The following is a 25,716-nucleotide window of genomic DNA, read 5'->3' on the forward strand; positions in this document are numbered from 1 at the left end:
CCGTGAAATCGCGGCCGCCCGGTAGTCGAGTTGCATCGACGGTGAACGCCCGCATTCCCCTACCCGGTCCGGCAGCCGTCACCTCGCCGGTCACGGGAACGTCAGGCCATCGGCCGAAGCCTGCGCGACTGCGCAAGGGGTCGGCGGCGGTGGATCCGGGTGCCGCGCCCTGATCGTTCGATCCGAGCGTGGCCCGGCGGCGCCATCACGTGGTCGACCGATGGAGAGCAGCTGCTCCGGAGGCCGGGGGCGTGTGGCCGGTGTACGGTCGCAGTACGGCGTAGGCGCGTGGGCTTCGCGGCCGGCGGACAGGCCGGTGGGCGACACGCGCCCGAGGAGTGCCCATGTCCCAGCAGACAAACATCGCCGCGCAGACTGCTTTCGGAGAGGCGGTCGTCACCGGCAACCTCGACGCCCTCGACGAGATCGTCGCACCCGACTCGATCGACCATGACCCTGCCCCAGGACAGGCGTCGGGGCCCGAAGGATATAAGGCCATGTTCGGCGAGTTGCGAGCAGCCTTTCCCGACTTGCACGTCGAGGTGGAGCATCTGGTGGCTACTGACGACGAGTTGGCCTTCGCCTACACCATCACCGGGACGCATCTGGGACCGCTGATGGGGCAACCAGCGACCGGCAAGAAGGTGAGCTACCGAGGCATGCAGATCAGCCGCTTCGGCAGCGACGGCAAGCTCGTCGAACGCTGGGGCAGCAGCGACGAACTCGGCATGCTGCGTCAACTCGGCCTCGCCGAGGTGTGACCCTGTGAGCGGACGTTCCCAACGATCTCGATCCAGGCCCTAGATCTACACCAGACATTGAGCTTGTTCGGATTCTTGCATTTGAGGTCATCCTGAGCACTCAATCGCGGAGAAGGAAACAATCATTGTCATTGCTCAGCCCTGACACGCTGCCCTCTCCTATGCCGAAGGGAAACGATGGCAGTGGGTGGCAGAGGTCGGCGGAGTCTTGATGGCCGAGCCAAGGGCCTCTGCTGGGCCGCTGGTGCTGTTCAGGCGTCGCTGTCGGCGGCCTCTTCGAGCAGGTCCATGGCGTGGTTGTGGAAGCGGCGTTCGGCGTCGCGGCATGGGGCGTTGAAGAAGGCTCGTTGAGCTTCGGCAAGATCGCAGTTCAGCAGGTTCATGGTCACGAACACGGCTTCCACTCCGTGACAGCTGCGGGCCTCACCACAGCAGCCGCTGCACCTGCCCTCGCCGACCGCCCCTCAACTCCAGGCACTGTGCGAGATCCTGCGCGCCGATCCGGCCGACGACCGCACGCTGGCCGTGCTGGGCAGAGAGGTCGGGGCGAGCGAGCGCACCCTCTCCCGTCTCTTCAGCGTGATCTTGCGAGGAAGCCTGGGCGTTCACGCCCAGGAGGAATCGCATCCTGAGTGGAGCGGCGCGGAGCGCCGCAGCCTTTGTGGCCCGGGTTCGGCCGCGGAGCGGACGGGTTCGTGGCCTGGCGGAGCCGGGCCTTGGTGGTGCGGTCTGGTTCACCGGTTCGGGTGATGATCGGGGAACGTACGGTGGGCTGTCGCATGGGTGTGTAGGTTCGCTGGTCATGAAGCTGGTGGTGCAGGTGAAGCTGGTGCCGGAGGCCGGGCAGGCCGCCGCACTGCTTGCGACCCTGCGCACGGTCAATGAGGCCGCGAACCAGGTGTCGGCGGTGGCGTTCGAGCAGGGCGTGCCGCGTGAGTACGAGCTGCGCAAGCACACCTACGCCCAGCTGAGGGCGCGGGGGTTGGGGGCGCAAGCGGCCCAGCACACCATCAAGAAGGTCCGTGACGCCTATACGACGCTCAAGGCCAATATCAAGGCCGGAAACCTCGGCAAGCCGGGCTCGAAGCGGCGCCGGAAAGCCGAGTCCAAGCCCATCACCTTCCGGCCCGAGGCGGCCCACGCGTACGACGACCGGTGTCTGTCCTGGCAGTGGGACGCGCAGACGGTGTCGATCTGGACGACCGCCGGACGCGTCCGGGGTGTGCGGTTCTTCTGTTCCACCGACGGGCTGACGATGCTGCGCGAGCACCGGCAGGGCGAATCGGACCTGGTGGAACGTGACGGGGTGTTCTACCTGCTTGCCACCTGCGAGGTCCCTGAGGGCAAGCAGTATGAGCCCGAGTCCTTCATCGGTGTCGATCTCGGCATCGTCAACATCGCCACCACGTCCACCGGTTACCGGGCCGCCGGGCGTGGCCTGAACCGCTACCGTGCACGGCAGCAGAAGCTGCGGGCCAAGCTGCAGAAGAAGCAGACCCAGTCCGCCAAGCGCCGCCTGAAAGCACGTGCGCGCAAAGAAGCGCGGCATGTCAAGAACGCCAACCATGTGATCGCGAAACGCATCGTGACCGAGGCTGAACGCACCTCGGCCGGTATCGCCCTGGAAGACCTCACAGGGATCCGGCAGAGGGTACGGCTCCGTAAGCCCCAACGGGTCACGCTCCACTCCTGGGCCTTTGCCCAGCTGGGAGAGTTCATCGCGTACAAGGCGCGCCGATCCGGTGTGCCCGTGGTCCATGTCGATCCCGCCTACACCTCGCAGACCTGCAGTGCGTGCGGGCACCTCGACAAGAGAAACCGGGTCGACCAGGCCCTGTTCACCTGCCGGAACTGCGGGGTCGTTGCCCACGCGGACCGGAACGCTTCCCACAACATCCGCCAACGCGGCACTGCGGTGTGGAACGCGGGGCGTGAGTCACGCGTCCCTGCCACCCCGTAACCCGGGGTGTCTGGACGGAGGAGTCCACCCGGCAGCCAGCCAGGCACTACCTCCAAGCCCGGCCCTTCAGGGCCAGGTCAAGTTGACGAGCGACCTCGGTATGACCTCAGTGGCGCACCCAGCTACGCCTCCATCACGCCTTGGTCCTGCTGGCCGAGCACACGCCGGTGACCGCCGTGGCACACCTGTGCGGCTGGTCGTCGGTCAGCGCGTTCATCGACGTCTTCCGCCGTACCTTCGGGCACACCCCAGGCACTCACCAGCCATGACTCTTGACCTTGCCCAAAGGTGAAGGCCGACAGTGTCCGTGGCGACCAAGCCGGCGAGCTGAGCGCGCCTGGCTCTGACCGAACCCGGATGTGGGGAACCCGCATGGATGACGACGCTCTCCTGACAGAGCAGATGGCCTACTACAGGGCTGGCGCGGCCGAATACGACCGACCCTACGCAGAGTACGAAAACCTGCAGAAGCTACTGACTGTCGTCGATGACCTCCCGATTGCCGGGGATGTGCTGGAGTTGGCCTGCGGAACGGGCCAGTGGACCCCGAGGCTCGCCGCGCGGGCGCGTTCGGTGACGGCTGTCGACGCGGCAGCCGAAGTATTGGCCCTCGCTCGTGCGCGCACCGCGTCCCCCACGGTCCAGTTCCTTCAGGCCGACCTGTTCGAGTGGCAGCCGCCACGACGCTACGACACCGTGTTCTTCGCCTTCTGGCTCTCCCATGTCCCGCCGACGCGGTTGCCCGACTTCTGGGACACCGTCGCCGCCGCGCTCGCGCCCGGCGGCAAAGCGGTCTTCATCGACGACGGTCCTGCCGCAGCCGTACATGAGGAAGTCCTCGCGAACCAGCCTGCCCCGGCGGCCCTGCGCCGGCTCGATGACGGCAGCCAGTACCGCATCGTGAAGGTCTTCCACGATGCCCAGACCCTCACGGACGACCTCACAGCGCTGGGGTGGTCGGTGGGCATCCGGACCATGGCCGGAAACTACATCGGCATTGCGGCACCGCCGATCACCTGAGACGGGGGCCAGATCGACGCAAGGGGCGCGGGGCTGTCTCGATATGCGACTCCGCCGGGTGGGCGCGACCAGCCCCCACCGGCCCGCACGATCGTCACCGCGCTTCCAGCGGAGCGCTCAGGCATGCGGCCCCGTCGTCACCTCCCCGATCACCAGCTCCACCAACCCCGGGGCTGCCTCCAGCACCTCACCCACCCGCTCGGCCCGCTCGCCCAACTCCCGCTCCTGCCGCGCGGTCAGCCGCCCCAGCGGCTCCACGGTGACGGTCATGCGCCGGCCCCGGCGCCGCTGGTGCCAGACGCCCGACACCACGCCGTCGACCAGCAGGACCGGGTAGTTCCCCGCCTGGCCGCCGGCCAGTGCCCGCCGGTACGCGGCCCCCGGGAAGAGCAGCTCACGCGGTTGCGCGGCGATGGCGTACGCGTCGAAGTAGGGCAGCAGCCGCACGCCCCGTACGGGCTCGTCCGGGAACGCGGTGTCGCCCGCCGCCACCCACGCCGACGCGCCCTCGAACAGCACCTCCTCTACCTCCCCGTCCGCCGCCAGCGTCGCGAACAGCCCACCGGCCCAGCCGTCCGGCGCCGCGAGCCACTTGGCGAAGTGGGCGGGGGTGGCCGGCCCGTAGGCGTGGAGGTAGCGGCGTACGAGGGTCGCGAGCGCGTCCCGCGGCGGCAGCGGGGTGAAGTGGGGCGGGCGGGTGTACGTCACCTGGCGGCCCCGGTTCGGGCCGAAGCACAGGGCGCCCGACTGCCCGGCCCGGTGCGTCACCTGCCGCCAGCGCGGCCACAGGCCCTGGAAGGCGGGCATCACGAGGTCCCCGGCCCAGGGGCCGGTGCGCGCCACGACCTCCTCACTCAGCTCGTCGATCGTCAGACATGTGCCGTCCAGCGCCTCGCCGATCGCCGTCACGACCTGCCGGGCCTGCTCCTCGGTGAGCCGGACGTCCGGCCGGAAGGGGCTCGCGCCGGACGGTACGGCGGTCAGGGCTGCGCTCCAGAGGGGCAGGTCCCGGGTGGGCAGCAGATGGACGGTCCCCCGCGGGCCGTGCGTCTTCACCAGCGAACGGTCCTCCCACAGCGCCGCCCGCACATCCGCCCGCGTCACCCCTTCGGTCCGCACGCCCACCGACACCTCCGCGGCGGACAACACCTGCGCGTGCGCGCCGCACATCGCACTGACGACGTCGGCGAGCGCCGTATCGGACGCCCTACCGGGCGCCGTCCCGGGTCCCGCGCCAGAAGTGGCCAGGAACTGTCGTTCGAGCCGCCGCGCGCCGGCCTCGGCCCACGTGATCCTCAAGGTCATGCCGGCGACGCTAGGACGGAATGAGGTCAGCAGGTGTCCGCTTGGGCCGGGCCGGCCGAGCCGCGCGCACTCTCCACTGTGGAGCAAATCGGGTGATCCACCTGTCCGTGGACAGATCGCCATCGACTCTTCACAGGGTTTCCACATCGTTATCGGTGTGGCTCGCTTCGCCCCCCGGGCTCACGTAAATTCTGCGTAGGCAATTCGCGTGAGCAAAGCTGCGCGGCGGTACCGCGCAGTGGAGGGGGCTGCGCGGTGCCGCGCCCGTTCGGACGCGCGGCGCTCCGGCGTCAAGTGGGCGTTCGCGGTCGAGGTCGCCCGTCCAGTGGACCCAAGGCGACACGCCCGGGACTCCCCGGACGCACCAAACCCTTCAGATCTCTCCGCATCCCCTGCGAAACACCTGGCAATCCGCCCTGTTTCGGCCGTGCGCGGGTCCCGAACCCTGCCTTCCGAGGCCACCGAGGCGTCGCCATCCGACTTCGGAGAGTAGTTGTGGCACGCCGATGCACGCAGCATCCCTTACGAAGGGTTATGGTGGAAACCCCCCCTCGGGCCGGTCCGTCTCCCCCCCACGGACCGGCCCGTTTTTTGTGCCCGCCCGCCACAGCCCGTGCCGAACCACCCCCTGGCGTGGCAGCTGCGCACCTCCAACCCGCCGACGCGCACCCCAAACCCTCGCCCGAGCCGCGCAGCGATAGGCTTCGCCTGCGGGGACCGCCACCGTACGGAGGGGCTGACAATCACGTGAACCTGCGCGACAAGCTGCGCGGCCTTCTGGTCAGGCTGTACGCACGCCGGGTGGAAGGCCACCTGGACCACGCTCAGGTGCCCAAGCACATCGGCGTCATCATGGACGGCAACCGACGCTGGGCGAAGGCCGCGGGTTCCACCACCGAGCACGGCCACCGCGCCGGCGCCGAGAAGATCGAGGAGTTCCTCGGCTGGTGCACCGAGACGGACGTCGAGGTCGTCACCCTCTGGCTGCTGTCGACGGACAACTTCGACCGCCCCAAGGAAGAGCTCGTCCCGCTCCTCGGCATCATCGAGGGCGTCGTGCGCACCCTCGCCGCCGACGGCCGCTGGCGCCTCCACCACGTCGGCACGCGGGACATCCTCCCCTCCCACATCCAGACCGCGCTGAAGGAGGCCGAGGAGGCCACCGCCCATGTCGACGGGATACTGGTCAACGTCGCCATCGGCTACGGCGGCCGCCAGGAGATCGCCGACGCCGTGCGCTCCATGATCCTCGACGCGGCGGACAAGGGCACCTCGATCGAGGACCTCGCCGACTCCGTCAGCGTCGACCTGATCGGCCGGCACCTCTACACCGGCGCCCAGCCCGACCCCGACCTCGTGATCCGCACCAGCGGCGAGCAGCGGCTGTCCGGATTCATGCTGTGGCAGACCGCTCACGCGGAGTACTACTTCTGCGAGGTCTTCTGGCCGGCCTTCCGCAAGGTCGACTTCCTGCGCGCCCTGCGCGACTACGCGGCGCGCCACCGCCGCTACGGCGGCTGACCGCACGTACGCCCCCGTGGGGTCCCATGAGGTCCTGGGGATCCCGTCCGACGCGGACGTAAGCGGACGTAACGAGGAGTTCACCGGCGCGCCGTCATATGCCGTGGCATGGCCGTGCGTGTTCGAGGGCATAAGGCAAGCAGGTCGGCACCCGAACCACGGGTGCCGCATCTCAGCGGACGGCTCGGGGTCGTCCGCCCGGGAGGCCCTTTGCACCAGCCCGACCGTGCGTTCTCGGCACGGACGAAGCCGCGGAGGGCCGGTTCTCGGCCCGTGGTGCAACGGTGCCGTCAACCGGTCCAGCTCCTTCTCGTCGCTCCCCGACCTCATCCGAGGGGGTACGTCCTTCCGTGGTGACCAGCACAAAGCGCCACAAGCCAGACCGGCGCACCTACGTTCTCGACACCAGCGTCCTGCTGGCCGACCCGAACGCCCTGACCCGGTTCGACGAGCACGAGGTCGTGCTCCCGATCGTCGTGGTCACGGAACTGGAGGCCAAGCGGCACCATCCCGAACTCGGCTACTTCGCCCGGCAGGCCCTGCGTCTGCTCGACGACTACCGGGTCCGGTACGGCCGTCTTGATTCCCCCATCCCGATCGGGGACCTCGGCGGCACGGTTCGTGTCGAGCTCAACCACTCGGACCCCAGCGTGCTGCCTTCCGGCTACCGCCTGGGGGACAACGACTCCCGCATCCTCGCGGTGGCCCGCAACCTGCAGGCCGAGGGGTTCGACGTCACCGTCGTGTCGAAGGACCTGCCGCTCAGGATCAAGGCGTCGTCCGTGGGCCTCCTCGCCGAGGAGTACCGCGCCGAGCTCGCCATCACGGACTCCTCCGGCTGGACCGGAATGTCCGAACTGACCCTGTCCGGCGAGCAGGTGGACATCCTCTTCGAGGAAGGGCACGTGTATGCGCCGGAGGCCGCCGACCTCCCGGTGCACACCGGCCTGACCATCCAGTCGGAGCGCGGCAAGGCGCTCGGCCGGGTGTCTCCCGAGGGCAACATCCGTCTGGTGCGCGGGGATCGCGAGGCGTTCGGCATCAAGGGGCGCAGCGCCGAGCAGCGGATCGCGCTCGACGTGCTCCTCGACCCGGACATCGGGATCGTGTCGATGGGCGGCCGGGCCGGCACCGGCAAGTCGGCGCTGGCGCTGTGCGCGGGTCTGGAGGCGGTCCTGGAGCGCCGCCAGCACCAGAAGGTGATGGTCTTCCGTCCGCTGTACGCGGTGGGCGGGCAGGAGCTGGGCTATCTGCCCGGCTCCGAGGCCGAGAAGATGAGCCCCTGGGCCCAGGCGGTCTTCGACACCCTCTCCGCGGTCACCAGCCGCGAGGTCATCGAGGAGGTCACCGCGCGCGGAATGCTGGAGGTCCTCCCGCTCACCCACATCCGCGGCCGCTCACTCCATGACGCGTTCGTGATCGTGGACGAGGCGCAGTCGCTCGAACGGAACGTCCTGTTGACCGTTCTGTCCCGAATCGGCGCGAATTCGCGGGTGGTTCTGACCCACGACGTGGCCCAGCGCGACAATCTGCGTGTCGGTCGCTACGACGGTGTGGTCGCCGTCGTGGAGAAACTGAAGGGGCATCCGCTCTTCGCGCACGTGACGCTGACCAGGTCCGAGAGGTCACAGATCGCGGCACTTGTGACCGAAATGCTGGAGGACGTACAGATCTGAGAGACCGTTGCCCGGTTGTCCAATTGAGTCCGGTTAAGCGGTAGTTGGCGCCGTCCGACCAAGGCAGTGAGCCTAGTCGGGCGGCGCCTTCGCATGTGGCCGTTTCATGAAATCCCCGGGCTCAAACAGGATGTGAGCTTTCACACGCAACTCGGAATTGCCTTGCGGCGTCTGGTTGCGGCAGAGTCTCACTCCTGTCAGGCCCCGCATACGACACACCTGTACCCCTGGGGGTACCCCCACACTTTCGTAGTGGGGGAGGTACGGCACCACAGAAACATCAGCAAACTCCACAGCGTCGTCGTATGCCGCCCGAGCACCACGCGGCGCTCCCGTGCCGGGAGTTGCCCACCGGGCCCGCGCCTCCCGTGACCCCGTAGTTGGGAGGCCAGCGCCAGGGGCACGATTGCGTCCGCCAGGGTCACCGAAGCGGGCGATGCTGGAAGGAAACCGTGTGAGCCGGATCTCGGTCCGGGGATTCGCAGTGGCTTCGGCCACCGCGGTCACCGCCGTCGGAAGCGTCGTCGGCGTTGCTTCGGGCAGCACCGCGCAGCCCAACGACGCAGAGGCGACGGCAAGCGACTCGACGCTCCTCGCTGACATACCCGCGGGCCAGCTGGCCCAGGTGCAGACCGCGTCCCTGACGCAGCAGGCCGACACACAGGCCATCGCCGCGGACGCAAGCGCCAAGAAGGACGCCGAGGAGGCGGCCCGCAAGGCTGCCGCCGAGACCGCGGTCGCGAAGAAGGAGGCCGCCGAGAAGCTGGCCAAGGAGCGCGCCGAGGCGAAGGAAGCGGCCAGCCGCAGCACTCGCGACGCCTCCAGCTTCGCCGTGCAGAGCTCCTACACCACCGCGCAGATCCAGGCGATGGCGCGCCAGATGGTGCCGAGCGCCCAGTTCCAGTGCTTCAGCAACATCGTGGACCACGAGTCCAGCTGGAACTACCACGCCGTCAACGCCTCTTCCGGCGCCTACGGCCTCTTCCAGGCGCTGCCCGCCTCCAAGTACTCCTCCGCGGGCTCCGACTGGCAGACCAACCCGGCCACCCAGATCAAGTGGGGCCTCAGCTACATGAACGGCCGCTACGGCAGCCCTTGCGAGGCCTGGTCGTTCTGGCAGGCGAACAGCTGGTACTGAGACCGGCCCCGGCTGCCGACGCTCAACCTTGCGAAGCCCCTCCCCGTCCTAGGGGGAGGGGCTTTCGCCATGTACGGTCGGACGCAACGACTCCAGGGGGGAGTAGTGGGGAGAGACGGGGGAAAGGGACGGATCATGTCGCGAGTGCCAGGGTGGCTCAGCCGGGTCGGCGCCAGACTGACCGAGATGGGTGAGCGCCTCGACGAGCGCCGCGCCGAGTTCGAACGGGAGCACACCGACCCCGAACCGCCGCCCGCGCCATCCTCACTTTCCCCACCCACCCCGCCGTCCCCGTCACCCGCACCGGCCGAGTACGAGTCGGCGTCCGCCGACCACCCGCCCGTTGCCGTCGCCGTCCGCCCGGATCCCGCGCAGGCGGTGCCCTGGGGTGTACGGGTCGCGGCCGAGGCGGGCTGGCGGCTGCTGGTCCTCGCGGGGACCGTCTGGGTCCTGATGAGGGTCATCAGCGCCGTCCAGCTCGTGGTGCTCGCCTTCGTGCTGGCGCTGCTCATCACCGCCCTGCTCCAGCCGACGGTGGCGCGGCTACGGCGCCTCGGCGTGCCGCGGGGCCCGGCCACCGCGCTCACGGCGATCCTCGGCTTCGTCATCATGGGGCTCATCGGATGGTTCGTGACCTGGCAGGTCATGGAGAACATCGGCAATCTCTCCGACCAGGTCCAGGACGGCATCGACGAGCTGCGCAAGTGGCTGCTGAACAGCCCCTTCCACGTCACGGACAAACAGATCAACGAGATCGCCAAGAACCTGCGCGAGGCGATCGGCGCGAACACGGACCAGATCACGTCGGCGGGCCTGGAAGGTGTCACGGTCGTGGTCGAGGCCCTGACCGGCATCCTCCTGACCGTCTTCTCGACCCTGTTCCTCCTCTACGACGGCCGGCGCATCTGGGAGTGGTCGCTGAAGCTGGTGCCCGCGGCGGCTCGTCCGGGTGTCGCCGGGGCCGGACCGCGCGCCTGGCGCACCCTCACGGCCTACGTCCGCGGCACGGTGATAGTCGCGTTGATCGACGCGATCTTCATCGGCCTGGGCATCTACTTCCTCGACGTCCCGATGGCCGTCCCGCTGGCCGTGTTCATCTTCCTCTTCTCCTTCATCCCGCTGGTCGGCGCGGTGGCGTCGGGCGCGCTGGCGGTCGTCGTAGCCCTGGTCACCCAGGGAGTCTTCACCGCCGTCATGACCCTCGCCGTGGTCCTCGCGGTCCAGCAGATCGAGGGCCACATCCTCCAGCCGTTCATCCTGGGCCGCGCGGTCCGGGTCCACCCGCTGGCGGTGGTCCTCTCCGTCGCCGCGGGCGGCATGGTCGCGGGGATCGGCGGCGCGGTGGTCGCGGTACCGCTGGTGGCGGTCACGAACACGGTCGTCGGCTACCTGCGCTCGTACTCCCAGGGCCCGGCCCTGCGTACGGCCCCCGAACCGAGGGGCGCGACAGCGGTGGACACGGCTCCGGTGGACGCGCCGAAGCAGTAGCCGTTCACGGCGTTCTCGCACCTCCAGCCCCTCCGGCGCCCGCGGCGCCCCCGGGACGGGACGGGTAGCGGCGGCGGGGGCGGAAACGCCAGGGCCCCGCCCACCGCAAGGGTGAACGGGGCCCGGAAGCGAACCGTGGCCGGAGCTACTCCGCCAGCACCGCCTCCGCGTCCAGCGTGACGCCGACCGCCTGGATCACCGAGGCGATCTTGAATGCCTCCTGGACGACCTCACGGTCGACGCCCGCCTTGCGGAGCACCTGCTCGTGCGAGTCGAGGCACATACCGCAGCCGTTGATCGCGGAGACCGCGAAGGACCACAGCTCGAAGTCGACCTTGTCGACACCGGGGTTGCCGATGACGTTCATCCGCAGCCCCGCGCGCAGGGTGCCGTACTCGTGGTCCGACAGCAGGTGGCGCGTGCGGTAGAAGACGTTGTTCATCGCCATCACCGCGGCAGCGGCCTTCGCCGCCGTGTACGCCTCCGGCGAAAGGTTCGCCTTCGCCTCCGGCGCCAGCTCGCGCAGCACGATCGGCGAGCGCGAGGCGATCGCGGTCGCCAGGACCGTGCCCCACAGCTGCTGGGCGGACAGGTCGGAGTTGCCGATGACCGAACCCAGGTTGAGCTTCAGGTCCTTGGCGTAGTCCGGGACGCGGGACTTGAGGGAGTCGAGGGACATCTGCTCACTCACCGGCCAGCAGCTTGACCGGGTCGAGCGTCTCGTCGCCCTTGGACCAGTTGCACGGGCAGAGCTCGTCCGTCTGCAGCGCGTCCAGGACCCGCAGGACCTCCTTGGGGTTACGGCCGACGGAGCCGGCGGTCACCATGGAGAACTGGATCTCGTTGTTCTGGTCGACGATGAAGACCGCACGCTTGGCGAAGCCGTCCTCGCCCTCGATGCCGAGGTCGCGCATCAGCTCGTGCTTGGAGTCGGCCATCATCGGGAACGGCAGGTCGCGCAGGTCGTCGTGGTCCTTGCGCCAGGCGTGGTGGACGTACTCGGAGTCGCCGGAGAAGCCGAGGACCTGGGCGTCACGGTCGGCGAACTCCTCGTTCAGCTTGCCGAAGGCGGCGATCTCGGTCGGGCACACGAAGGTGAAGTCCTTGGGCCACGCAAAGACGATCTTCCACTTGCCCTCGTAGGTCTTGTGGTCGATCGTCTCGAACTCCTTGCCCTTCTCCAGCGAGACGCAGGCGTTCAGTTCGAACTGGGGGAACTTGTCACCGACAGTGAGCACACGCTCTCCTTGCAGCGAGGAAGCACCCCTTTTGAGGGTGTTTCCCATGGGTTGGACGCTGTCGATGTTGGCACAAGGTGCATTGATTAGGGAAATAGCTACACTCGGTGGTGTTGATCGGAGGCGGTTATTAGTGACCATTGGTAATGGGAGCAAGAGGAGGCAGCCCAGCCTCGCCCAGCTGCGGGCCTTCGCCGCCGTCGCCGAGCATCTCCACTTCCGCGACGCGGCCGCGGCGATCGGCATGAGCCAGCCCGCGCTCTCCGGTGCCGTCTCCGCGCTGGAGGAGACGCTCGGGGTGACGCTGCTGGAGCGTACGACCCGCAAGGTGCTGCTCTCGCCGGCCGGCGCCCGTCTCGCCGTACGCACGAAGGCGGTGCTGGAGGAGGTCGGCGCGCTGATGGAGGAGGCGGAGGCCGTGCGTGCCCCCTTCACCGGCGTACTGCGCCTCGGGGTCATCCCCACCGTCGCGCCCTACCTCCTGCCCACCGTCCTGCGTCTCGTCCACGACCGCTATCCGCAGCTCGACCTCCAGGTCCACGAGGAACAGACCGCGAACCTCCTCGACGGCCTGGGCACCGGCCGGCTCGACCTGCTGCTGCTCGCGGTGCCCCTCGGGGTGCCCGGTATGGTCGAACTCCCGCTCTTCGACGAGGACTTCGTGCTCGTCACCCCCCTCGACCACTGGCTCGGCGGCCGGGAGGGGATCCCGCGCGAGGCGCTCAAGGAGCTGAACCTGCTGCTCCTCGACGAGGGGCACTGCCTGCGCGACCAGGCCCTCGACATCTGCCGGGAGGCCGGGCGCGTGGACGCCCCGGTGACCACGACCGCCGCCGGCCTGTCCACGCTCGTCCAGCTCGTGGCCGGCGGCCTGGGCTGCACCCTGCTCCCGCGGACCGCCGTCAAGGTGGAGACGACCCGCAGCACCCAACTCCTCACCGGCTACTTCGCCGACCCCGCCCCGACCCGCCGGATCGCCCTCGCCATGCGGACGGGCACCGCGCGCGGCGCCGAGTACCAGGAACTGGCGGCCGCACTGCGGGAGGCGCTGCGACCGCTGCCGGTGCGAGTGCTCGACGAGAGCACCTGAAAACTACCTCTCCCAATCGTTCAAATGAGCGCCGAACAAAGCTCCTTGAACGGCCCCGCACGTCAACTTCCGTCACCTGAAGACAGGTAGGAAGACCCCGGCCGGAATATGCGCCCGGACTGATACACATACCCCCTCGGTGCTACGCATCAGCCGTATGTGCGAAATCCAGTGAAGGCCAAGGGGAGTGATGTCGGGTATTCGGGAGGGCACTCGGGATTCCCTCGGCCGGGTCGGTTACGACCTGTTGTCACGCGCGTTGGCGGACTGCGGGCGGGAGTGGTTCACGGGGGAACTGCGGGTGGCCGGATCACCCGGCGGCACCTTTCACCTGCGCAACGGACTCGTCGTCTGCGTCGAGAGTCCCGGCGCCCCCGGCCCCGGCGCACTGCTGCTGCGCTCCGGCCGGGTCAGCGGTGAGCAGTGGGCCGAGCTGGTGCGGGAGTCCGGTGGGTCGCGCTGGCCGGCCGGCGGGCTGATCGCGCACGGGTACGCCGGAGCCGCCCAGCTCAGGGTCGTCTGCGTGATGGCGCTGCAGGACGCGGCGTTCGCGGTCGTGGCGGGCCGGGTCGACGGCTGCGAACCCCTCGACGGCGCCGAGCCGCCCGCCGCCCCGGTCGCCGTGGGCGAGGCGTCGGCCCGGCTGTTGCAGGAAGCGACCCGCAAACTGGCGGCCCTCGCCGCGCTGCCGTATCCCGTACGGCCCGACCGGGAACGGCCCGTACCCGCGCTCGTCTCGCGCGCCGGAGCGCGGCTCACCGCGTTGCAGCGCGAGCTTCTCACCCATGCCGACGGCCGCCGTACCGCCCGTGACCTGGCCTTCCGTACCGGACGCGGGGTCTACACCGTCACCGTCGAGCTCGCCCGGATGCTCGGCGAGGGGCTCCTGGAGTGCGCGGACGCACCCGTACCCATTCCGGTCCGGCTACCGCCCGACTGCCCGGGAGTGCGCCCCCGCGAGGCACAGCCGCCCCCCGAACCGCCCCCGCGCCCCCTCTCTCTGCCCCGCAGGAAATCCCACCGCGAAATGAACCCCATGTCCCCCCACATGAAAAAGAAGAACAAATGCGATCGGAATTAGGGGAGTTGCATACATGGACCACAAGGCTCTCGCGCAGGAAATGCGCGGCCTGCGAGAGCAGGTGACCGGCATCACCGACACCGCGTTGGCGGCTGCCGACGGACTGCTCATCGCGGCCGACACCGCCGACTCCATCGACCCGGAGGGCCTCGCCGCCCTCGCCGCGGCCGGCCTCGGACTCGCCCGCCGCACCGCCGAGGCGACCGACCGCGGCGCCCTGCACCGGACGGTGACGTACGGCAGCCACGGCTGCGCCGCCTTCTACGCCGTCGGCGACACCGCGCTGATGGTCGTACTCGGCGACGAGGGAATGGACGTGGACCGCCTGCACACCGCGACCCAGCCGGCCCTGACCCGGATCGGCTCGATCCTCACGGCGCGGGACATCACATCGCAAGACACCAAAGCCTCCGAGGGAGTGTGAAGGGATGGCGACGAAGCGTATGTCCCCAGGTTTCTCCGACCAGGTGATGGGCCTGGTCAAGTCCCTGCGTACCGATGCCCCCGACTGTGTCGCCTCCGGCGCGGTCGACATGTCCACCGGGATGCTGCTGTCGTACGAGACCGTCGACAACCACCCGCCCGAGGTCCTGGACCTGCTGGCGGGCGCGACCCTCGACCTGTTCCAGGGCCGTACGGTCGTGATGATCGAGGACGTCTTCAAGGAGCGCCGCGGCATCGCCGGCGACAACCACTTCTTCCAGGAGATCCTGGTCAACAGCGAGAACCTCACACACCTGTTCGTGCGCATGAACGAGCAGCAGGACGTCGTCGCCGTGGTGGTGTGCCGCAAGTCCGTGAACGTGGGCATGCTGTTCGCCCAGGTCCGGCGGGTGGTGCGGGAGTACAGCCTCTGAAGCACGCGTGTGGCCCCTCCCCGTTGGTCGGGGAGGGGCCCACGACCCTCCCTACTCCGTACGGAGGCCGTCCGGCCGCATCAGCCGGATCAGCGGAGGCAGGCTCAGCAGCGTCACCAGCAGGACGACCGCCGCGCCGGAACCGGTCATGGACAGGACGCTCACCCAGTCCACGCCCACCGGAGTACCCGTCATCTTCAGCAGCACCGTGCCCAGCGTGAGCCCCACCGCCGAGGCCAGCAGCAGGCCCAGCGCGATCGGGATCGCCGTCTGCCACAGCACCGACAGGCTCAGCGTGCGCCGCCGGGTGCCGAAGGCGACCAGCGCCGACAGCAGCTTGCGGCGGTCGCGCAGCTGCTCCAGCTGGGAGACCAGCAGGCTCGCCCCGATCAGCGCCAGCACGCAGATCGCGCCGACGAGCAGCCCCGTGCGGATGGAGTCGAACTTGCCGGACGTCGTCGTGGCGGTCCAGGGCGTGGGGTCGGCCAGCGGGTTCACCGCGGCGGCGGTGTTGCGGGCGTATTCGTCGGCGTCGGGCACGGACGCGTCGAGGGAGAGGTACAGCTCGCCGGTGACCTCGCTCTCGAGGTTCTTCGGCAGCGCGGCCGGTGTCATCAGGAAGCCGTCGCGCAGGCTGCCGGTCGGGTCCTTGACCGAGTGGGCCGCGACGACGTCCGCCGGGACCGTCCAGGTGGCTTCCTTACCGGCCCCCGCCGACGAGGCGTCGAGGTACAGCTTCTTGCCGGGCTTGTTCAGCTGCGTTGTGTCGGCGGAGTAGTCCGTGCCGTCGAGGGCGAACAGGTCGCCGTCCGCGCAGGAGGGCAGCTTCGCCACCTCGCGCAGCGCCGCGCAGTCGCCGACGGTCAGCTGGGCGAGGTGGCTCGGGCCGTTCTCGCTGTTCCAGGAGGAGTCGCCGAAGTAGCCCTCCCACAGGGCGGTGACGTGCCGCACGCCCCTGGTCTCGGTGAACTTCCGGGCGGTCGCCTCCAGCGGGGCGCCCTTCGGCACGCCCACCTGCATCTGTGCCCGGGAGAGATCCTGGGAGGTGGACTTGGTGTACTGGTCGTCGACCCCGGCGAAGAGCATCTGCAGGGCGATCGCCGCGGCCACCGCGACCGCGATGCCGTTGACCATCCTGGCCGCCGTGCCGCTGCTCAACTGAAGCCGCCGTACCGCGAGTTGCCAGGCGACCCCGCCCGGGCCGAGCCGGGCGACGCACCGCTCCACCAGCCACGGCAGCAGCGCGGTGACGCCGATGAGGAGCAGCAGGACGCCGCCGGTCACCAGGTACTGGTTGAAGTCGCCGTTGGACCGCCCCTGCCCGATCATCGGGAAGAGCATGGCGAGGCCGGCCACCGGCAGCAGCAGCCGCCACCACAGGCGGCGCCGTGCGGGCTTCGCCGCGCGCACCACACCGAGCGGCTCGATCACCACGGAGCGCAGCGCGAAGAGGGTGACCAGCACGGCGGCCGCCGGGACCGCCACCGCGACCAGCGCGGCCAGCAGTGGTGAGGGGTTGAGGTAGCTGGGCCACACGCTGATGCCCATCACTTCCATGGAACCGGCCACCTGACGTCCGATCAGGAAGAACCCGGTGCCGAGGACCAGGCCGAGCAGTGCGCCGGCCATCGCCTCGCCCGCCGCGACGCGCCGGGCCATCCCGCCGTCGGCGCCGACCAGCCGCAGCGCCGCGAGCCGGCGGTCGCGCCGCTCGCCGCCGAAGCGCACGGCCGCCGCGACGAACACCGCGACCGGCATCAGCAGCATCACGATCACGACGAGGTTCAGCAGGGCCAGTACCGGGTCGGACTCCTGGGGCGTCGGGTTCGGGTTCCCGAAACTCGTCAGCCGGATCATGTTCGCGTCGTCCATGTGCGCGGCGAGCCCGGAGGCGCCCGCGAAGTAGACGAGTTCCTGCGAGCCGATCAGCCCGCTCTCCCCGATGGTCCCGGTGATCCGGTACGGCAGCCGTTCGCGCAGCAGCTTCGCCCCGTCCGAGGCGAGCAGCTTCCTCAGCGCGGGGGAGACCAGCATCTCGCCCTTCGCCGGCCACGCGTCCACCCCGGGCGCCAGCGGGGCGCGCGGCCCCTCCGGCTCCACCGTCCGCCCGCGCACGTCCTTGCCGCGGAACGTCGTGTTGGTGTTGGCGATCAACAAGGTGTTGTCGCCCTTGGGCGGGTCCTCGGCCAGGAACGAGTAGTCCAGGCGGGCCTCTTCGCGTTCGTGCCGCACCGACATCGCGTTCGGCAGCGCGGTCGACAGCAGCAGCAGCGCCACGCCGAGCCCGACGCCCACCGCCGTCAGCACGGCCCGGACCCACCCCTCCCGCCCGCCCGCGAAGGCGAACCGGACTCCCAGGACCAGGTCCTGGGCCCTCCCCCACGCTCGGCTCCGCTCGCGCGGGCGGTTCCCCCTGCGCACGTTCATACGACGCGCTCCATGTCCCGCGATTTCCCGTCCCGTACGACGATCTCGCGGTCGGAGTAGGCGGCCACCCGTGCCTCGTGCGTCACCAGCACGATGGCCGCGTTGGTCGACCGGGCTGCCTCGGTGAGCAGCTCCATCACCCGTTCGCCGTTGAGCGAGTCGAGCGCGCCGGTCGGCTCGTCGGCGAACAGCACCCGCGGGCTGGTGACCAGCGAGCGCGCCACGGCCACCCGCTGCCCCTGCCCGCCGGAGACCTCCCCGGGCCGCTTCTTCGCGAGGTCGTCGACCTCAAGGCGCTCCATCCAGGACAGCGCGGTCCTCTCGGCCTGCTTGCGCGAGGTGCCGTTCAGCCGGAGCGGCAGCGCCACGTTCTCCACACAGGTCAACTCCGGCACCAGCTGCCCGAACTGGAACACGAACCCGAAATCCGAGCGTCGCAGCCGGCTGCGCTCGGCGTCGCTCATCGTCGCCAGATCCCGCCCGTTGTACAGGATCGACCCGGAGTCGGGCGTGACGATCCCGGCGAGACAGTGCAGCAGCGTCGACTTGCCGGAACCGGAGGGTCCCATCACGGCGACGACCTCGCCGGGGTGGATGGAGAACTCGGCGCCGTCGAGCGCGGTGGTGGGCCCGTACGCCTTGCGCAGGTCCTGGGCGGTGAGCAGCGAGCCGGCGGGGGCGGTCACTCGGTCACCGCCGCGGCGAGCTTGTCGAGACGCGCGGCGGTCAGCTCCAGCCAGCGCAGGTCGGCCTCGAGGTGGAACAGCGCGTGGTCGCAGATCAGCTGGTCGGCGAGGTCGCCCTTGCGCTTGCGGTCGGTGAGGATCCGCATGCTGCGCAGGTGCTCGGACCGCTGCGTGTCGAGGATGTCGGCCGCGTCGCGGTGCGTGAGCAGCGCGAGGACGACCTTGGTGTAGAGGGCCGACTGGAGGTACGGCTCGGGCTTCTCCGGCGTAGCGAGCCACTGCTCGACGTCGGTGATCCCGGCGTCGGTGATCGCGTACCGCTTGCGCTCGGGGCCGCCGCCCGCCTCGATCCCGTCGACTTCGACGAGTCCGTTCTTCAGCAGGCGGGACATCGTCGAGTAGACCTGGCCGTAGTGCAGCGGCCGGTCGTGACCGAACTTCTCGTCGAAGGCCCGCTTGAGGTCGTAGCCGTGGCGGGGCCCGGACTCCAGGAGCCCTAGGAGGGTGTGACCGATGGACATGCCGATGACTCTACACACGGTGTATACGCCGCGTGTATACGCGGAGCGTGTAGATCGTGGCGGGGCGATACGAGGGCGCAGGTGGGGGGCGATTGTCACGGTTCTGCTACACGTGCGGGGGCTGCTCAGCTGGACGAGGGGCTGGGGCCGGAGCGCCCAGGGGGCCGCCCGCGGCGCGGGAGCGGCCCCGCCTCGCCGGGCAGCCGCCCGGCCTCCGCCAACGCCCTCCGCCAACGCCCTCCGCAGGAGGAGCTCGAGCTGCGCGTTGGCCGAGCGCAGCTCGTCCCCGGCCCACCGTGCGAGCGCCACCGCTAACACTTTAGGGCGGCACGGCAACCTTGGACCCCTCTCGTACGTCGGTTCCGTTGGGACGGGGTGCTGATTGTCACGTCCGTAAAAGACCGGATCGGGATCTCTTTGTCATAGAGAGCGGTGTTAGCTTTCTGAGCTGACCTGCCCTGGGCACCGGTGTGACAGCCGAGAACGAAGCGGAGCGAGCAGACTCATGGGACGAGCGGACGAGAGACGAGCGCGGCAGCGAGGCGGCCGCCGCGCTGCGCCCAGCAACCGCTCGTCGCAGGTGGCGGTCGACGAGGGGCCGACGGTCGTGGGCCAGGGCCGTGCGGCGGCCCGCAGGGGCGGCAAGGGGGGCAAGGGCGGGAAGGCCGCGAAGAAGAGCCTCATACGCCGGATGTTCACCTGGAAGAAGATCCTCGGCACCTTCCTCGGCCTGTGCCTGCTCGGCATAGGCGCCTTCATCGTGCTGTACATGATGATCGACATACCCGCGGGGAACGCCGACGCCAAGCTCGAGAGCAACGTCTACAAGTACAGCGACGGCTCGGTCATGACCCGCGACGGCGACGTCAACCGAGAGATCGTGGACCTCTCGCACGTCCCCAAGGACGTCCAGAAGACCTTCGTCGCCGCCGAGAACAAGTCCTTCTACAAGGACGCCGGCGTCGACCTCAAGGGCACCGCGCGCGGCCTGCTCAACACGCTGTCCGGCAAGGGCGCGCAGGGCGGTTCGACGATCACCCAGCAGTACGTCAAGAACTACTACCTGACCCAGGACCAGACCGTCACGCGCAAGCTGAACGAGCTGGTCATCTCCCTGAAGCTGGACCGGGAGAAGTCCAAGGACTACATCCTCGCCGGCTACATCAACACCAGCTACTACGGCCGCAACGCCTACGGCATCCAGGCCGCCGCGCAGGCGTACTACCGGCGCGACGCCGACAAGCTCACCGTCGCGCAGGGCGCGTACCTCGCGGCGCTGCTCCAGGCGCCCAGCCAGTACGACTGGGCGGTGGCCACCGACACCGGCAAGAAGCTGGTCCAGGCGCGCTGGAACTACGTCCTCGACAACATGGTCGAGGAGGGCTGGCTGGGCAAGACCGAGCGCGACGCCATGGTGTTCCCCAAGCCCCTGGCGCCCAAGCCCGCCCCTGGGCTGGGCGGCCAGAAGGGCTACCTGGTGAAGGCCGCCAACGCGGCCCTGGAGAAGCAGCTCGTCGCGCAGGGCGTCGCCGACAACGCCAAGCAGGCCGAGGACATGGTCGGCCGCGGCGGCTGGACCATCACGCTCAACATCGACAAGAAGAAGCAGGCGGCGCTGGAGAAGTCCGTCAAGGACCAGCTGACCAGCAAGCTGGACAAGAAGAAGCGCACGGTCGACGGCGACGTCCAGGCCGGTGCCGTCTCGGTCGACCCGAAGACGGGCGCGGTCGTCGCGATGTACGGCGGTGTCGACTACTACAAGCACTACTACAACAACGCCACGCGCACCGACTACCAGCCCGCCTCCACCTTCAAGCCGGTCATCCTCGCGGCCGCCCTGGACGAGAGCGCCCAGACGCAGGACGGCAAGGCGATCACGGCGAACACGCTCTACGACGGCACGAGCAAGCGGCCCGTCGTGGGCAGCGACATCGGCTTCGCCCCGGAGAACGAGGACGACCAGGACTACGGCAACATCACCGTGCAGACGGCGATGAACAAGTCGGTCAACTCCGTCTTCGCGCAGTTGGGCGTCGACGTGGGCATGGACAAGGTGCTCAAGGTGGCCGACGACCTGGGCATGGACACCGCGGACCTGAAGGCGGTGCCCGCGCAGACCCTGGGCACCATGGGCGCCAGCCCGCTCCAGATGGCCGGCGTCTACGCGACCCTCGACAACCACGGCAAGAAGGTCACCCCGGCCCTGGTCAAGTCCGTCGAGCACATCTCCCGCACGGTCACCATGCCGGACCCGGTCGGCGACCAGGTCATCAGCCGTGAGGCCGCGGACACGGTCACCTCGGTGCTCACCGGAGTGGTCGACGACGGTACGGCGAAGACGTCCGTGCGGGACAACCCCGAGCGCGACGGCCAGAAGGTCGCGGGCAAGACGGGTACGTCCGACAACAACAAGTCGGCCTGGTTCACCGGCTACACGCCGAGCCTCGTGACCTCGGTCGGCCTGTTCGGCGAGAGCGCCAAGGACGGCTCCCAGGTGACCCTGACCGGCGCGACCGGCCTCATCCCGGGCGTCGGCCGGATCAACGGTGGCGGTTATCCGGCGCAGATCTGGGCGGACTACACCTTCGGGGTGCAGACCAAGGTCACCAAGTTCGACCTGGAGACCGACCAGGGCGCGGCGGTCCAGCCGACCGCGACGCCGACCCCGTCGCAGACGGTGTCGGAGACCCCGTCCGAGACCCCGACGACCGAGGAGCCGTCGGAGACCCCGACGACGGAAGAGCCGTCGGAGACCCCGACGACGGAAGAGCCGACGGAGACACCCACGGAAACGCCGACGGAGACTCCGACGGAGACTCCGACGGACGACACCGGCGATCCGTTCGGCGGAGTGGTCGGCCAGTGACCGCAGGCCCGTGACCGCAGGAGAGGGGCGCCCGGAATCCACCGGGCGCCCCTCTCCGTGTGCGGAGTGCGTCAGCCGCCGTTGACGTTGTCGGCGATCCGGTCGCCGATCTCCTTGTCGATGTTCCGCCAGTACTGCACCGCGCGGTCCAGCACGGGCCGGGAGACACCGGCCTTCAGATGTCCGCTGACGTTCGACACCAGCCGGTCCCGGGCCGCGTCGTCCAGCACCTGCCGGACCATCGTGCCCGGCTGCCCCCAGTCGTCGTCCTCGCGGTGCAGCTTGGTCGCCTCGCGCACCAGCTCGCCCGCGGTCTCCCAGCTCGCCGGGTCGCCGAAGCGGCCGTAGTCGGCCGCGGGACCGCCGTAGGAATTGGGCGCGTACGGCCGGGCCGCGTTCGACGGCACGTACCGCATCGAGCCGTCCTTGGCGTACGAGTTCACCGGGGCGTGCGGCCGGTTCGGCGGCAGCTGGGCGTAGTTCGGGCCGATCCGGTACCGGTGGGTGTCCGGGTACGAGAACAGCCGGCCCAGCAGCATCTTGTCCGGCGAGGGCCCGATGCCGGGGACGAGGTTCGACGGCTCGAAGGCGGCCTGCTCGATGTGGATGAAGTAGTCCTCGGGGTTCTTGTTCAGGACCATCCGTCCCACGTCGATCAGCGGGTAGTCGCCGTGCGGCCAGACCTTGGTCAGGTCGAACGGGTTGAAGCGGTAGTCCGCCGCGTCCTCGAACGGCATGATCTGGACCTTCAGGCTCCAGCTCGGCGCGTTCCCGGACTCGATCGACTTGTACAGGTCGTTGCGGTGCAGATCCGGGTCCGTACCGGCCAGCTCGTCGGCCTCCGCCTGGGTGAGGAAGTCGATGCCCTGGTCGGTCTTGAAGTGGTACTTCACCCAGAACCGCTCACCGGCGCCGTTGATCCACATATAGGTGTGGGAGCCGTAGCCGTTCATGTGTCGGTACGACTTCGGAACACCCCGGTCGCCCATCAGATAGGTCACCTGGTGAGCCGACTCGGGCGAGAGCGTCCAGAAGTCCCACTGCATGTCGTTGTCGCGCAGTCCGTTGTCGGGGCGGCGCTTCTGTGAGCGGATGAAGTCCTGGAACTTGATCGTGTCACGGACGAAGAAGATCGGGGTGTTGTTGCCCACCAGGTCGTAGTTGCCGTGTTCGGTGTAGAACTTGAGCGCGAAGCCACGGGGGTCGCGCCAGGTGTCGGGCGAGCCCTGTTCGCCGGCCACCGTCGAGAAGCGGGCCAGCATCTCGGTGCGCTTGCCCGGCTGGAAGAGGTCGGCCTTGGTGAACTGGCTTACGTCGTTGGTGACTTCGAAGAATCCGTATGCGCCACTGCCCTTGGCGTGCACCACCCGCTCGGGGACCCGCTCCCGGTTGAACTGGGCCATCTTCTCGATCAGGTAGTGGTCCTGGAGAAGGATCGGGCCGTCGGGGCCGACGGTGAGCGAGTGCTCATCGCTCTCCACCGGTACACCGGCGTTGTTCGTGGTGTACGGAGCCTTCTGGGATTCCTGCGTCACGAGCGTCCTCCCGTCAAAGAGGGTGGTCAGGTCGCTTCGCTCACCCCAGCAGTCAACTCCGCCGACGGGATGTCGGCAACTTTTGGACGGGGTCTAATATTCGGTACGGTCCTGAGCGGCTGCCGGGGGTGCCCCGCATGGGTACCCCTCAGCCGCGGTTCAATTCGAACCAGACCACCTTTCCCGTGCTCAGCCGGGTCGCTCCCCACCGTCTGGCCAGTTTGTTCACCAGGTACAGCCCGCGCCCGCCCTCGTCCGTGGCCCGCGCCTGCCGCAGCCGCGGCAGCTGCGGCACGTCGTCGCCGACCTCGCAGCGCAGCACGTCGGTGCGCAGCAGACGGAGCGTGACCGGCCGGGACGCATAGCGCACGGCGTTGGTCACGACCTCGCTGACGAGCAGCTCCACGGAGTCACTCATCTCCTCCATGCCCCAGCGGGACAGCGCACGCCGGGCGAGCCGCCGGGCCCGGCCGGGGGCGGCGTCCTCCGGCTCCAGGAACCAGTACGCCACATCGCTCGGCGCGATCCCGTCGAAGCGGGCGGCGAGCAGCGCGATGTCGTCGTCCCGGTCGCCCGGGCCGAGCATGTCGAGCACCTCGTCGCACAGCGCCTCGAGCGGCGGCGGATGATCGGGCCCGGTGAGCTGGGCGGTCGCGGCGAGCTTCTCGCGCAGCTGCTCTATGCCGGTCCACACGTCCCGCAGCCGCGACTCCACGAGCCCGTCGGTGTACAGCAGCAGGGTCGCGCCGGCCGGGGCGTCCAGCTCCACGGCCTCGAAGTCGACACCGCCGACCCCGATGGGCGCGCCCGCCGGCACCCGCAGCACCTCGGCCCGGCCGCCCAGGTGCAGCAGCACCGGCGGCGGATGCCCGGCGTTGGCGATGGTGATCCGGTGCGAGACCGGGTCGTAGACGGCGTAGAGGCAGGTCGCCATGCGGTCGGTACCGAGCCGCTGGGCCTGCTCGTCGAGGTGGTGCAGCACCTCCTGCGGCGGCAGGTCGAGCCCGGCCAGGGTCTGCGCGGTGGTGCGCAGCTGCCCCATGATGGCCGCCGACGTCATGGAGTGCCCCATCACGTCACCGACGACGAGGGCGACCCGGCTCCCGGGCAGCGGAATGGCGTCGTACCAGTCGCCGCCGACCCGGGCGGTCTCGGCGGCGGGCAGATAGCGGGACGCCAGCCGCACACCCGTGGGCCGGGGCAGCGTCTCCGGCAGCATGGTGCGCTGCAGCTCGTCGGCGATGTACGCCTCGCGCCCGTACAGCACCGCCTTGTCGATGCCGAGCGCGCTGTGCGTGGCGAGCTGGGCGGCGACCAGCAGATCGTCGGCCTCGAAGGCGATGCGCTCAGGGCGGCGCAGGAACACCGCGGCACCGATCACGCGACGCCGGCCGCGCAGCGGGGCCAGGATCGCCCGCTGCCCACTGGGTACGACCAACTCACCGCCGTCACCCAGGAGCTCCGGCAGCGCGGCACGGGCGGCCGGAGCGTCGGCGAACACCGGACGCACCCCGCGCAGCACCTCGGCGAGCGCGCCACCGGGCCGCACCTCGCACAGCTCGGCGGTGACCGCCGACAGCTCGGTGAGCTCCGGCGGCTGCTCCGGCTGCGGCGCCGGCGCGAACCCGTTCTCGGTGTCCCGCTCCGGTGGGATCCGGTCGGTGCGGCGCAGCCGCAGCACCAGGGGGCCGGTGGGCCGCTCGTCGCCGACCGGCAGCGGATCACGCAGGTAGACGAGGATGGCGTCGCTGAAGGTCGGCACGGTGGCCCGGCACAGCCCCATCACGATCTCGTCCAGGTCGATGCCCCGGGCGATCCGCCGGGTCGCGGCCCCGACGAACCGCAGCCGGTCCCCGTCCCGCCGCATCGGCGTGGGCCGGCCGCGCGGCACCCCCTGCCCCGTACGCCGGTCCTGCTGGTCCCCGGCGTCCTTCTCGACGGCCCCCGGCCCGGCGCCGCCCGGCTGGGCCGGGATGCCCTCGGGCACGGGACGCGGACGGTGGGTGCCGGTCTCGGCGACGGCGGGCTGGGAGTGCTCGGGATCGCCCCCGGCCGGATCCTTGCCCTTCGCGCACGGAGTCGTCCTGCCGGGCGTGGTCGTATCAGGTGTCGTAGCACCGGGCGTTTCGCCGGTGCGGGCCTGGGCGGCCTGGGGGGCCTGGGCGGACTGGGGAGGTAAGGCGGCGGCTCCGGGAGTGCGGGCCGGTGCCGGGGTATGCAGGAGCGCCCCGCGGGGGTCCGTGGGGTCGACGCCCTGGGGGCGTTCGTAGGAGGTGGGGTGCTCCGTCACGCGTGTCGCATCCGTCCGTCCGGGGCTGCGCGCCGCGCGCGCAGTTCGTCCCGCAGGAAACCCGATACCCGGAATACATGCCCCAGGAACGGAATTCCCGCGCGACCAGAGGTTGTTCCTGCGCCACGGGCGGCCCGGGCGAACCCCGTTCCGGCATGGCCGGAGCTCGTGCCCGCACCGCCGGAGCCCACGGCGAAGCCGGTTCTGGTCTTGCCCTCGTACCCCTCGCTCACGTCCTGCCGCCCCTCGGTGACGT

The 25,716-nt window shown here is 69.7% G+C and carries 20 protein-coding genes and 4 pseudogenes; 14 read left to right on the plus strand and 10 right to left on the minus strand.

Annotation, left to right across the window (positions count from 1 at the left end):
• Nucleotides 1-344: 344 nt before the first annotated feature.
• Complete coding sequence (locus ABT114_RS35505) at nucleotides 345-761, plus strand: ester cyclase (protein WP_351147103.1); 417 nt, start codon at nucleotides 345-347, stop codon at nucleotides 759-761.
• Nucleotides 762-1,012: 251 nt separating this feature from the next.
• On the opposite strand, the gene ABT114_RS35510 is transcribed toward ABT114_RS35505, so the two are convergent.
• Nucleotides 1,013-1,156 carry a hypothetical protein gene (locus ABT114_RS35510; RefSeq protein WP_351147104.1) on the minus strand — a complete coding sequence of 48 codons (144 nt, stop codon included), beginning with the start codon at nucleotides 1,154-1,156 and terminating at the stop codon, nucleotides 1,013-1,015.
• Between the two features lie 16 nt (nucleotides 1,157-1,172).
• Here ABT114_RS35510 and ABT114_RS35515 point away from each other — a divergent pair.
• The 4 genes and pseudogenes from ABT114_RS35515 to ABT114_RS35530 form a co-directional block, all read left to right on the plus strand.
• A pseudogene (locus ABT114_RS35515) lies at nucleotides 1,173-1,397 on the plus strand (hypothetical protein); the annotation flags it as partial.
• Nucleotides 1,398-1,563: 166 nt separating this feature from the next.
• Nucleotides 1,564-2,721 (plus strand): RNA-guided endonuclease InsQ/TnpB family protein, encoded by a 1,158-nt coding sequence (locus tag ABT114_RS35520; protein WP_351147105.1) that lies wholly within the window; start codon nucleotides 1,564-1,566, stop codon nucleotides 2,719-2,721.
• 104 nt (nucleotides 2,722-2,825) lie between these two features.
• Nucleotides 2,826-2,990: pseudogene (locus tag ABT114_RS35525) on the plus strand (helix-turn-helix domain-containing protein); the annotation flags it as partial.
• Nucleotides 2,991-3,093: 103 nt separating this feature from the next.
• Nucleotides 3,094-3,741: a class I SAM-dependent methyltransferase gene (locus tag ABT114_RS35530; RefSeq protein ID WP_351147107.1), complete on the plus strand. Its 648-nt coding sequence runs from the start codon at nucleotides 3,094-3,096 to the stop codon at nucleotides 3,739-3,741.
• A gap of 117 nt (nucleotides 3,742-3,858) precedes the next feature.
• Here ABT114_RS35530 and ABT114_RS35535 read toward each other — a convergent pair whose 3' ends face one another.
• Nucleotides 3,859-5,046 (minus strand): winged helix DNA-binding domain-containing protein, encoded by a 1,188-nt coding sequence (locus ABT114_RS35535; RefSeq protein ID WP_351147109.1) that lies wholly within the window; start codon nucleotides 5,044-5,046, stop codon nucleotides 3,859-3,861.
• 747 nt (nucleotides 5,047-5,793) lie between these two features.
• Between ABT114_RS35535 and ABT114_RS35540 the strand changes: the two genes are divergently transcribed.
• The 4 genes and pseudogenes from ABT114_RS35540 to ABT114_RS35555 form a co-directional block, all read left to right on the plus strand.
• Nucleotides 5,794-6,567: an isoprenyl transferase gene (locus ABT114_RS35540; RefSeq protein WP_351147110.1), complete on the plus strand. Its 774-nt coding sequence runs from the start codon at nucleotides 5,794-5,796 to the stop codon at nucleotides 6,565-6,567.
• 350 nt (nucleotides 6,568-6,917) lie between these two features.
• On the plus strand, nucleotides 6,918-8,243 hold the full coding sequence (gene phoH2, locus ABT114_RS35545; protein WP_351147111.1) for an RNA 5'-3' helicase PhoH2: 1,326 nt from the start codon (nucleotides 6,918-6,920) through the stop codon (nucleotides 8,241-8,243).
• Nucleotides 8,244-8,679: 436 nt separating this feature from the next.
• The gene (locus ABT114_RS35550; RefSeq protein WP_351147113.1) at nucleotides 8,680-9,381 is read left to right on the plus strand and encodes an aggregation-promoting factor C-terminal-like domain-containing protein; all 702 of its coding nucleotides are present in this window, start codon (nucleotides 8,680-8,682) and stop codon (nucleotides 9,379-9,381) included.
• Nucleotides 9,382-9,516: 135 nt separating this feature from the next.
• Nucleotides 9,517-10,860: pseudogene (locus ABT114_RS35555) on the plus strand (AI-2E family transporter); the annotation flags it as partial.
• Between the two features lie 154 nt (nucleotides 10,861-11,014).
• On the opposite strand, the gene ABT114_RS35560 reads toward ABT114_RS35555, so the two are convergent.
• Complete coding sequence (locus tag ABT114_RS35560) at nucleotides 11,015-11,548, minus strand: alkyl hydroperoxide reductase (RefSeq protein ID WP_351147182.1); 534 nt, start codon at nucleotides 11,546-11,548, stop codon at nucleotides 11,015-11,017.
• A 4-nt stretch (nucleotides 11,549-11,552) separates the two neighbouring features.
• Nucleotides 11,553-12,107, minus strand: a complete 555-nt coding sequence (locus ABT114_RS35565) for a peroxiredoxin (protein ID WP_351147117.1) — start codon at nucleotides 12,105-12,107, stop codon at nucleotides 11,553-11,555.
• A gap of 133 nt (nucleotides 12,108-12,240) precedes the next feature.
• On the opposite strand from ABT114_RS35565, the gene ABT114_RS35570 reads away from it, so the two are divergent.
• The 4 genes from ABT114_RS35570 to ABT114_RS35585 all read left to right on the plus strand — a co-directional run bounded on the left by ABT114_RS35570 (nucleotide 12,241) and on the right by ABT114_RS35585 (nucleotide 15,135).
• A complete protein-coding gene (locus tag ABT114_RS35570) occupies nucleotides 12,241-13,197 on the plus strand; it encodes a hydrogen peroxide-inducible genes activator (protein ID WP_351147119.1) in 957 nt (318 codons plus the stop codon).
• Between the two features lie 190 nt (nucleotides 13,198-13,387).
• Nucleotides 13,388-14,278, plus strand: coding sequence for a MarR family transcriptional regulator (locus tag ABT114_RS35575; RefSeq protein WP_351147121.1), 891 nt, complete (start codon nucleotides 13,388-13,390; stop codon nucleotides 14,276-14,278).
• Nucleotides 14,279-14,291: 13 nt separating this feature from the next.
• Nucleotides 14,292-14,702 (plus strand): roadblock/LC7 domain-containing protein, encoded by a 411-nt coding sequence (locus ABT114_RS35580; RefSeq protein WP_351147123.1) that lies wholly within the window; start codon nucleotides 14,292-14,294, stop codon nucleotides 14,700-14,702.
• A gap of 4 nt (nucleotides 14,703-14,706) precedes the next feature.
• The gene (locus ABT114_RS35585) at nucleotides 14,707-15,135 is read left to right on the plus strand and encodes a hypothetical protein (protein WP_351147125.1); all 429 of its coding nucleotides are present in this window, start codon (nucleotides 14,707-14,709) and stop codon (nucleotides 15,133-15,135) included.
• Between the two features lie 51 nt (nucleotides 15,136-15,186).
• On the opposite strand, the gene ABT114_RS35590 is transcribed toward ABT114_RS35585, so the two are convergent.
• The 4 genes and pseudogenes from ABT114_RS35590 to ABT114_RS35605 form a co-directional block, all read right to left on the minus strand.
• The gene (locus ABT114_RS35590) at nucleotides 15,187-17,562 is read right to left on the minus strand and encodes an ABC transporter permease (protein WP_351147127.1); all 2,376 of its coding nucleotides are present in this window, start codon (nucleotides 17,560-17,562) and stop codon (nucleotides 15,187-15,189) included.
• Complete coding sequence (locus ABT114_RS35595; RefSeq protein WP_351147129.1) at nucleotides 17,559-18,248, minus strand: ABC transporter ATP-binding protein; 690 nt, start codon at nucleotides 18,246-18,248, stop codon at nucleotides 17,559-17,561. The genes ABT114_RS35590 and ABT114_RS35595 overlap by 4 nt, the downstream gene beginning before the upstream one ends.
• On the minus strand, nucleotides 18,245-18,769 hold the full coding sequence (locus tag ABT114_RS35600; RefSeq protein WP_351147131.1) for a PadR family transcriptional regulator: 525 nt from the start codon (nucleotides 18,767-18,769) through the stop codon (nucleotides 18,245-18,247). The genes ABT114_RS35595 and ABT114_RS35600 overlap by 4 nt, the downstream gene beginning before the upstream one ends.
• Nucleotides 18,770-18,894: 125 nt before the next feature.
• Nucleotides 18,895-19,105 (minus strand): annotated as a pseudogene (locus ABT114_RS35605) (hypothetical protein).
• Between the two features lie 169 nt (nucleotides 19,106-19,274).
• Here ABT114_RS35605 and ABT114_RS35610 point away from each other — a divergent pair.
• Nucleotides 19,275-21,635, plus strand: coding sequence for a transglycosylase domain-containing protein (locus ABT114_RS35610; RefSeq protein WP_351147133.1), 2,361 nt, complete (start codon nucleotides 19,275-19,277; stop codon nucleotides 21,633-21,635).
• A 71-nt stretch (nucleotides 21,636-21,706) separates the two neighbouring features.
• Here ABT114_RS35610 and ABT114_RS35615 read toward each other — a convergent pair whose 3' ends face one another.
• A complete protein-coding gene (locus tag ABT114_RS35615; protein WP_351147135.1) occupies nucleotides 21,707-23,170 on the minus strand; it encodes a catalase in 1,464 nt (487 codons plus the stop codon).
• Between the two features lie 148 nt (nucleotides 23,171-23,318).
• Nucleotides 23,319-25,460: a SpoIIE family protein phosphatase gene (locus ABT114_RS35620; RefSeq protein ID WP_351147137.1), complete on the minus strand. Its 2,142-nt coding sequence runs from the start codon at nucleotides 25,458-25,460 to the stop codon at nucleotides 23,319-23,321.
• Nucleotides 25,461-25,716: the final 256 nt, after the last annotated feature.

The sequence above is a fragment of the Streptomyces sp. NPDC002088 genome, assembly GCF_040296605.1.
Classification (GTDB): domain Bacteria; phylum Actinomycetota; class Actinomycetes; order Streptomycetales; family Streptomycetaceae; genus Streptomyces.

Bases quoted from the DNA above. Each gene is read 5' to 3' on its own strand.
- ABT114_RS35505 (WP_351147103.1), top strand. From the start codon at position 345: ATGTCCCAGCAGACAAACATCGCCGCGCAGACTGCTTTCGGAGAGGCG.
- ABT114_RS35610 (WP_351147133.1), top strand. From the start codon at position 19,275: ATGGGACGAGCGGACGAGAGACGAGCGCGGCAGCGAGGCGGCCGCCGC.
- ABT114_RS35580 (WP_351147123.1), top strand. From the start codon at position 14,292: ATGGACCACAAGGCTCTCGCGCAGGAAATGCGCGGCCTGCGAGAGCAG.
- ABT114_RS35560 (WP_351147182.1), bottom strand. From the start codon at position 11,548: ATGTCCCTCGACTCCCTCAAGTCCCGCGTCCCGGACTACGCCAAGGAC.
- ABT114_RS35575 (WP_351147121.1), top strand. From the start codon at position 13,388: ATGTCGGGTATTCGGGAGGGCACTCGGGATTCCCTCGGCCGGGTCGGT.
- ABT114_RS35585 (WP_351147125.1), top strand. From the start codon at position 14,707: ATGGCGACGAAGCGTATGTCCCCAGGTTTCTCCGACCAGGTGATGGGC.
- ABT114_RS35550 (WP_351147113.1), top strand. From the start codon at position 8,680: ATGCTGGAAGGAAACCGTGTGAGCCGGATCTCGGTCCGGGGATTCGCA.
- ABT114_RS35590 (WP_351147127.1), bottom strand. From the start codon at position 17,562: ATGAACGTGCGCAGGGGGAACCGCCCGCGCGAGCGGAGCCGAGCGTGG.
- ABT114_RS35520 (WP_351147105.1), top strand. From the start codon at position 1,564: ATGAAGCTGGTGGTGCAGGTGAAGCTGGTGCCGGAGGCCGGGCAGGCC.
- ABT114_RS35600 (WP_351147131.1), bottom strand. From the start codon at position 18,769: ATGTCCATCGGTCACACCCTCCTAGGGCTCCTGGAGTCCGGGCCCCGC.
- ABT114_RS35530 (WP_351147107.1), top strand. From the start codon at position 3,094: ATGGATGACGACGCTCTCCTGACAGAGCAGATGGCCTACTACAGGGCT.
- ABT114_RS35535 (WP_351147109.1), bottom strand. From the start codon at position 5,046: ATGACCTTGAGGATCACGTGGGCCGAGGCCGGCGCGCGGCGGCTCGAA.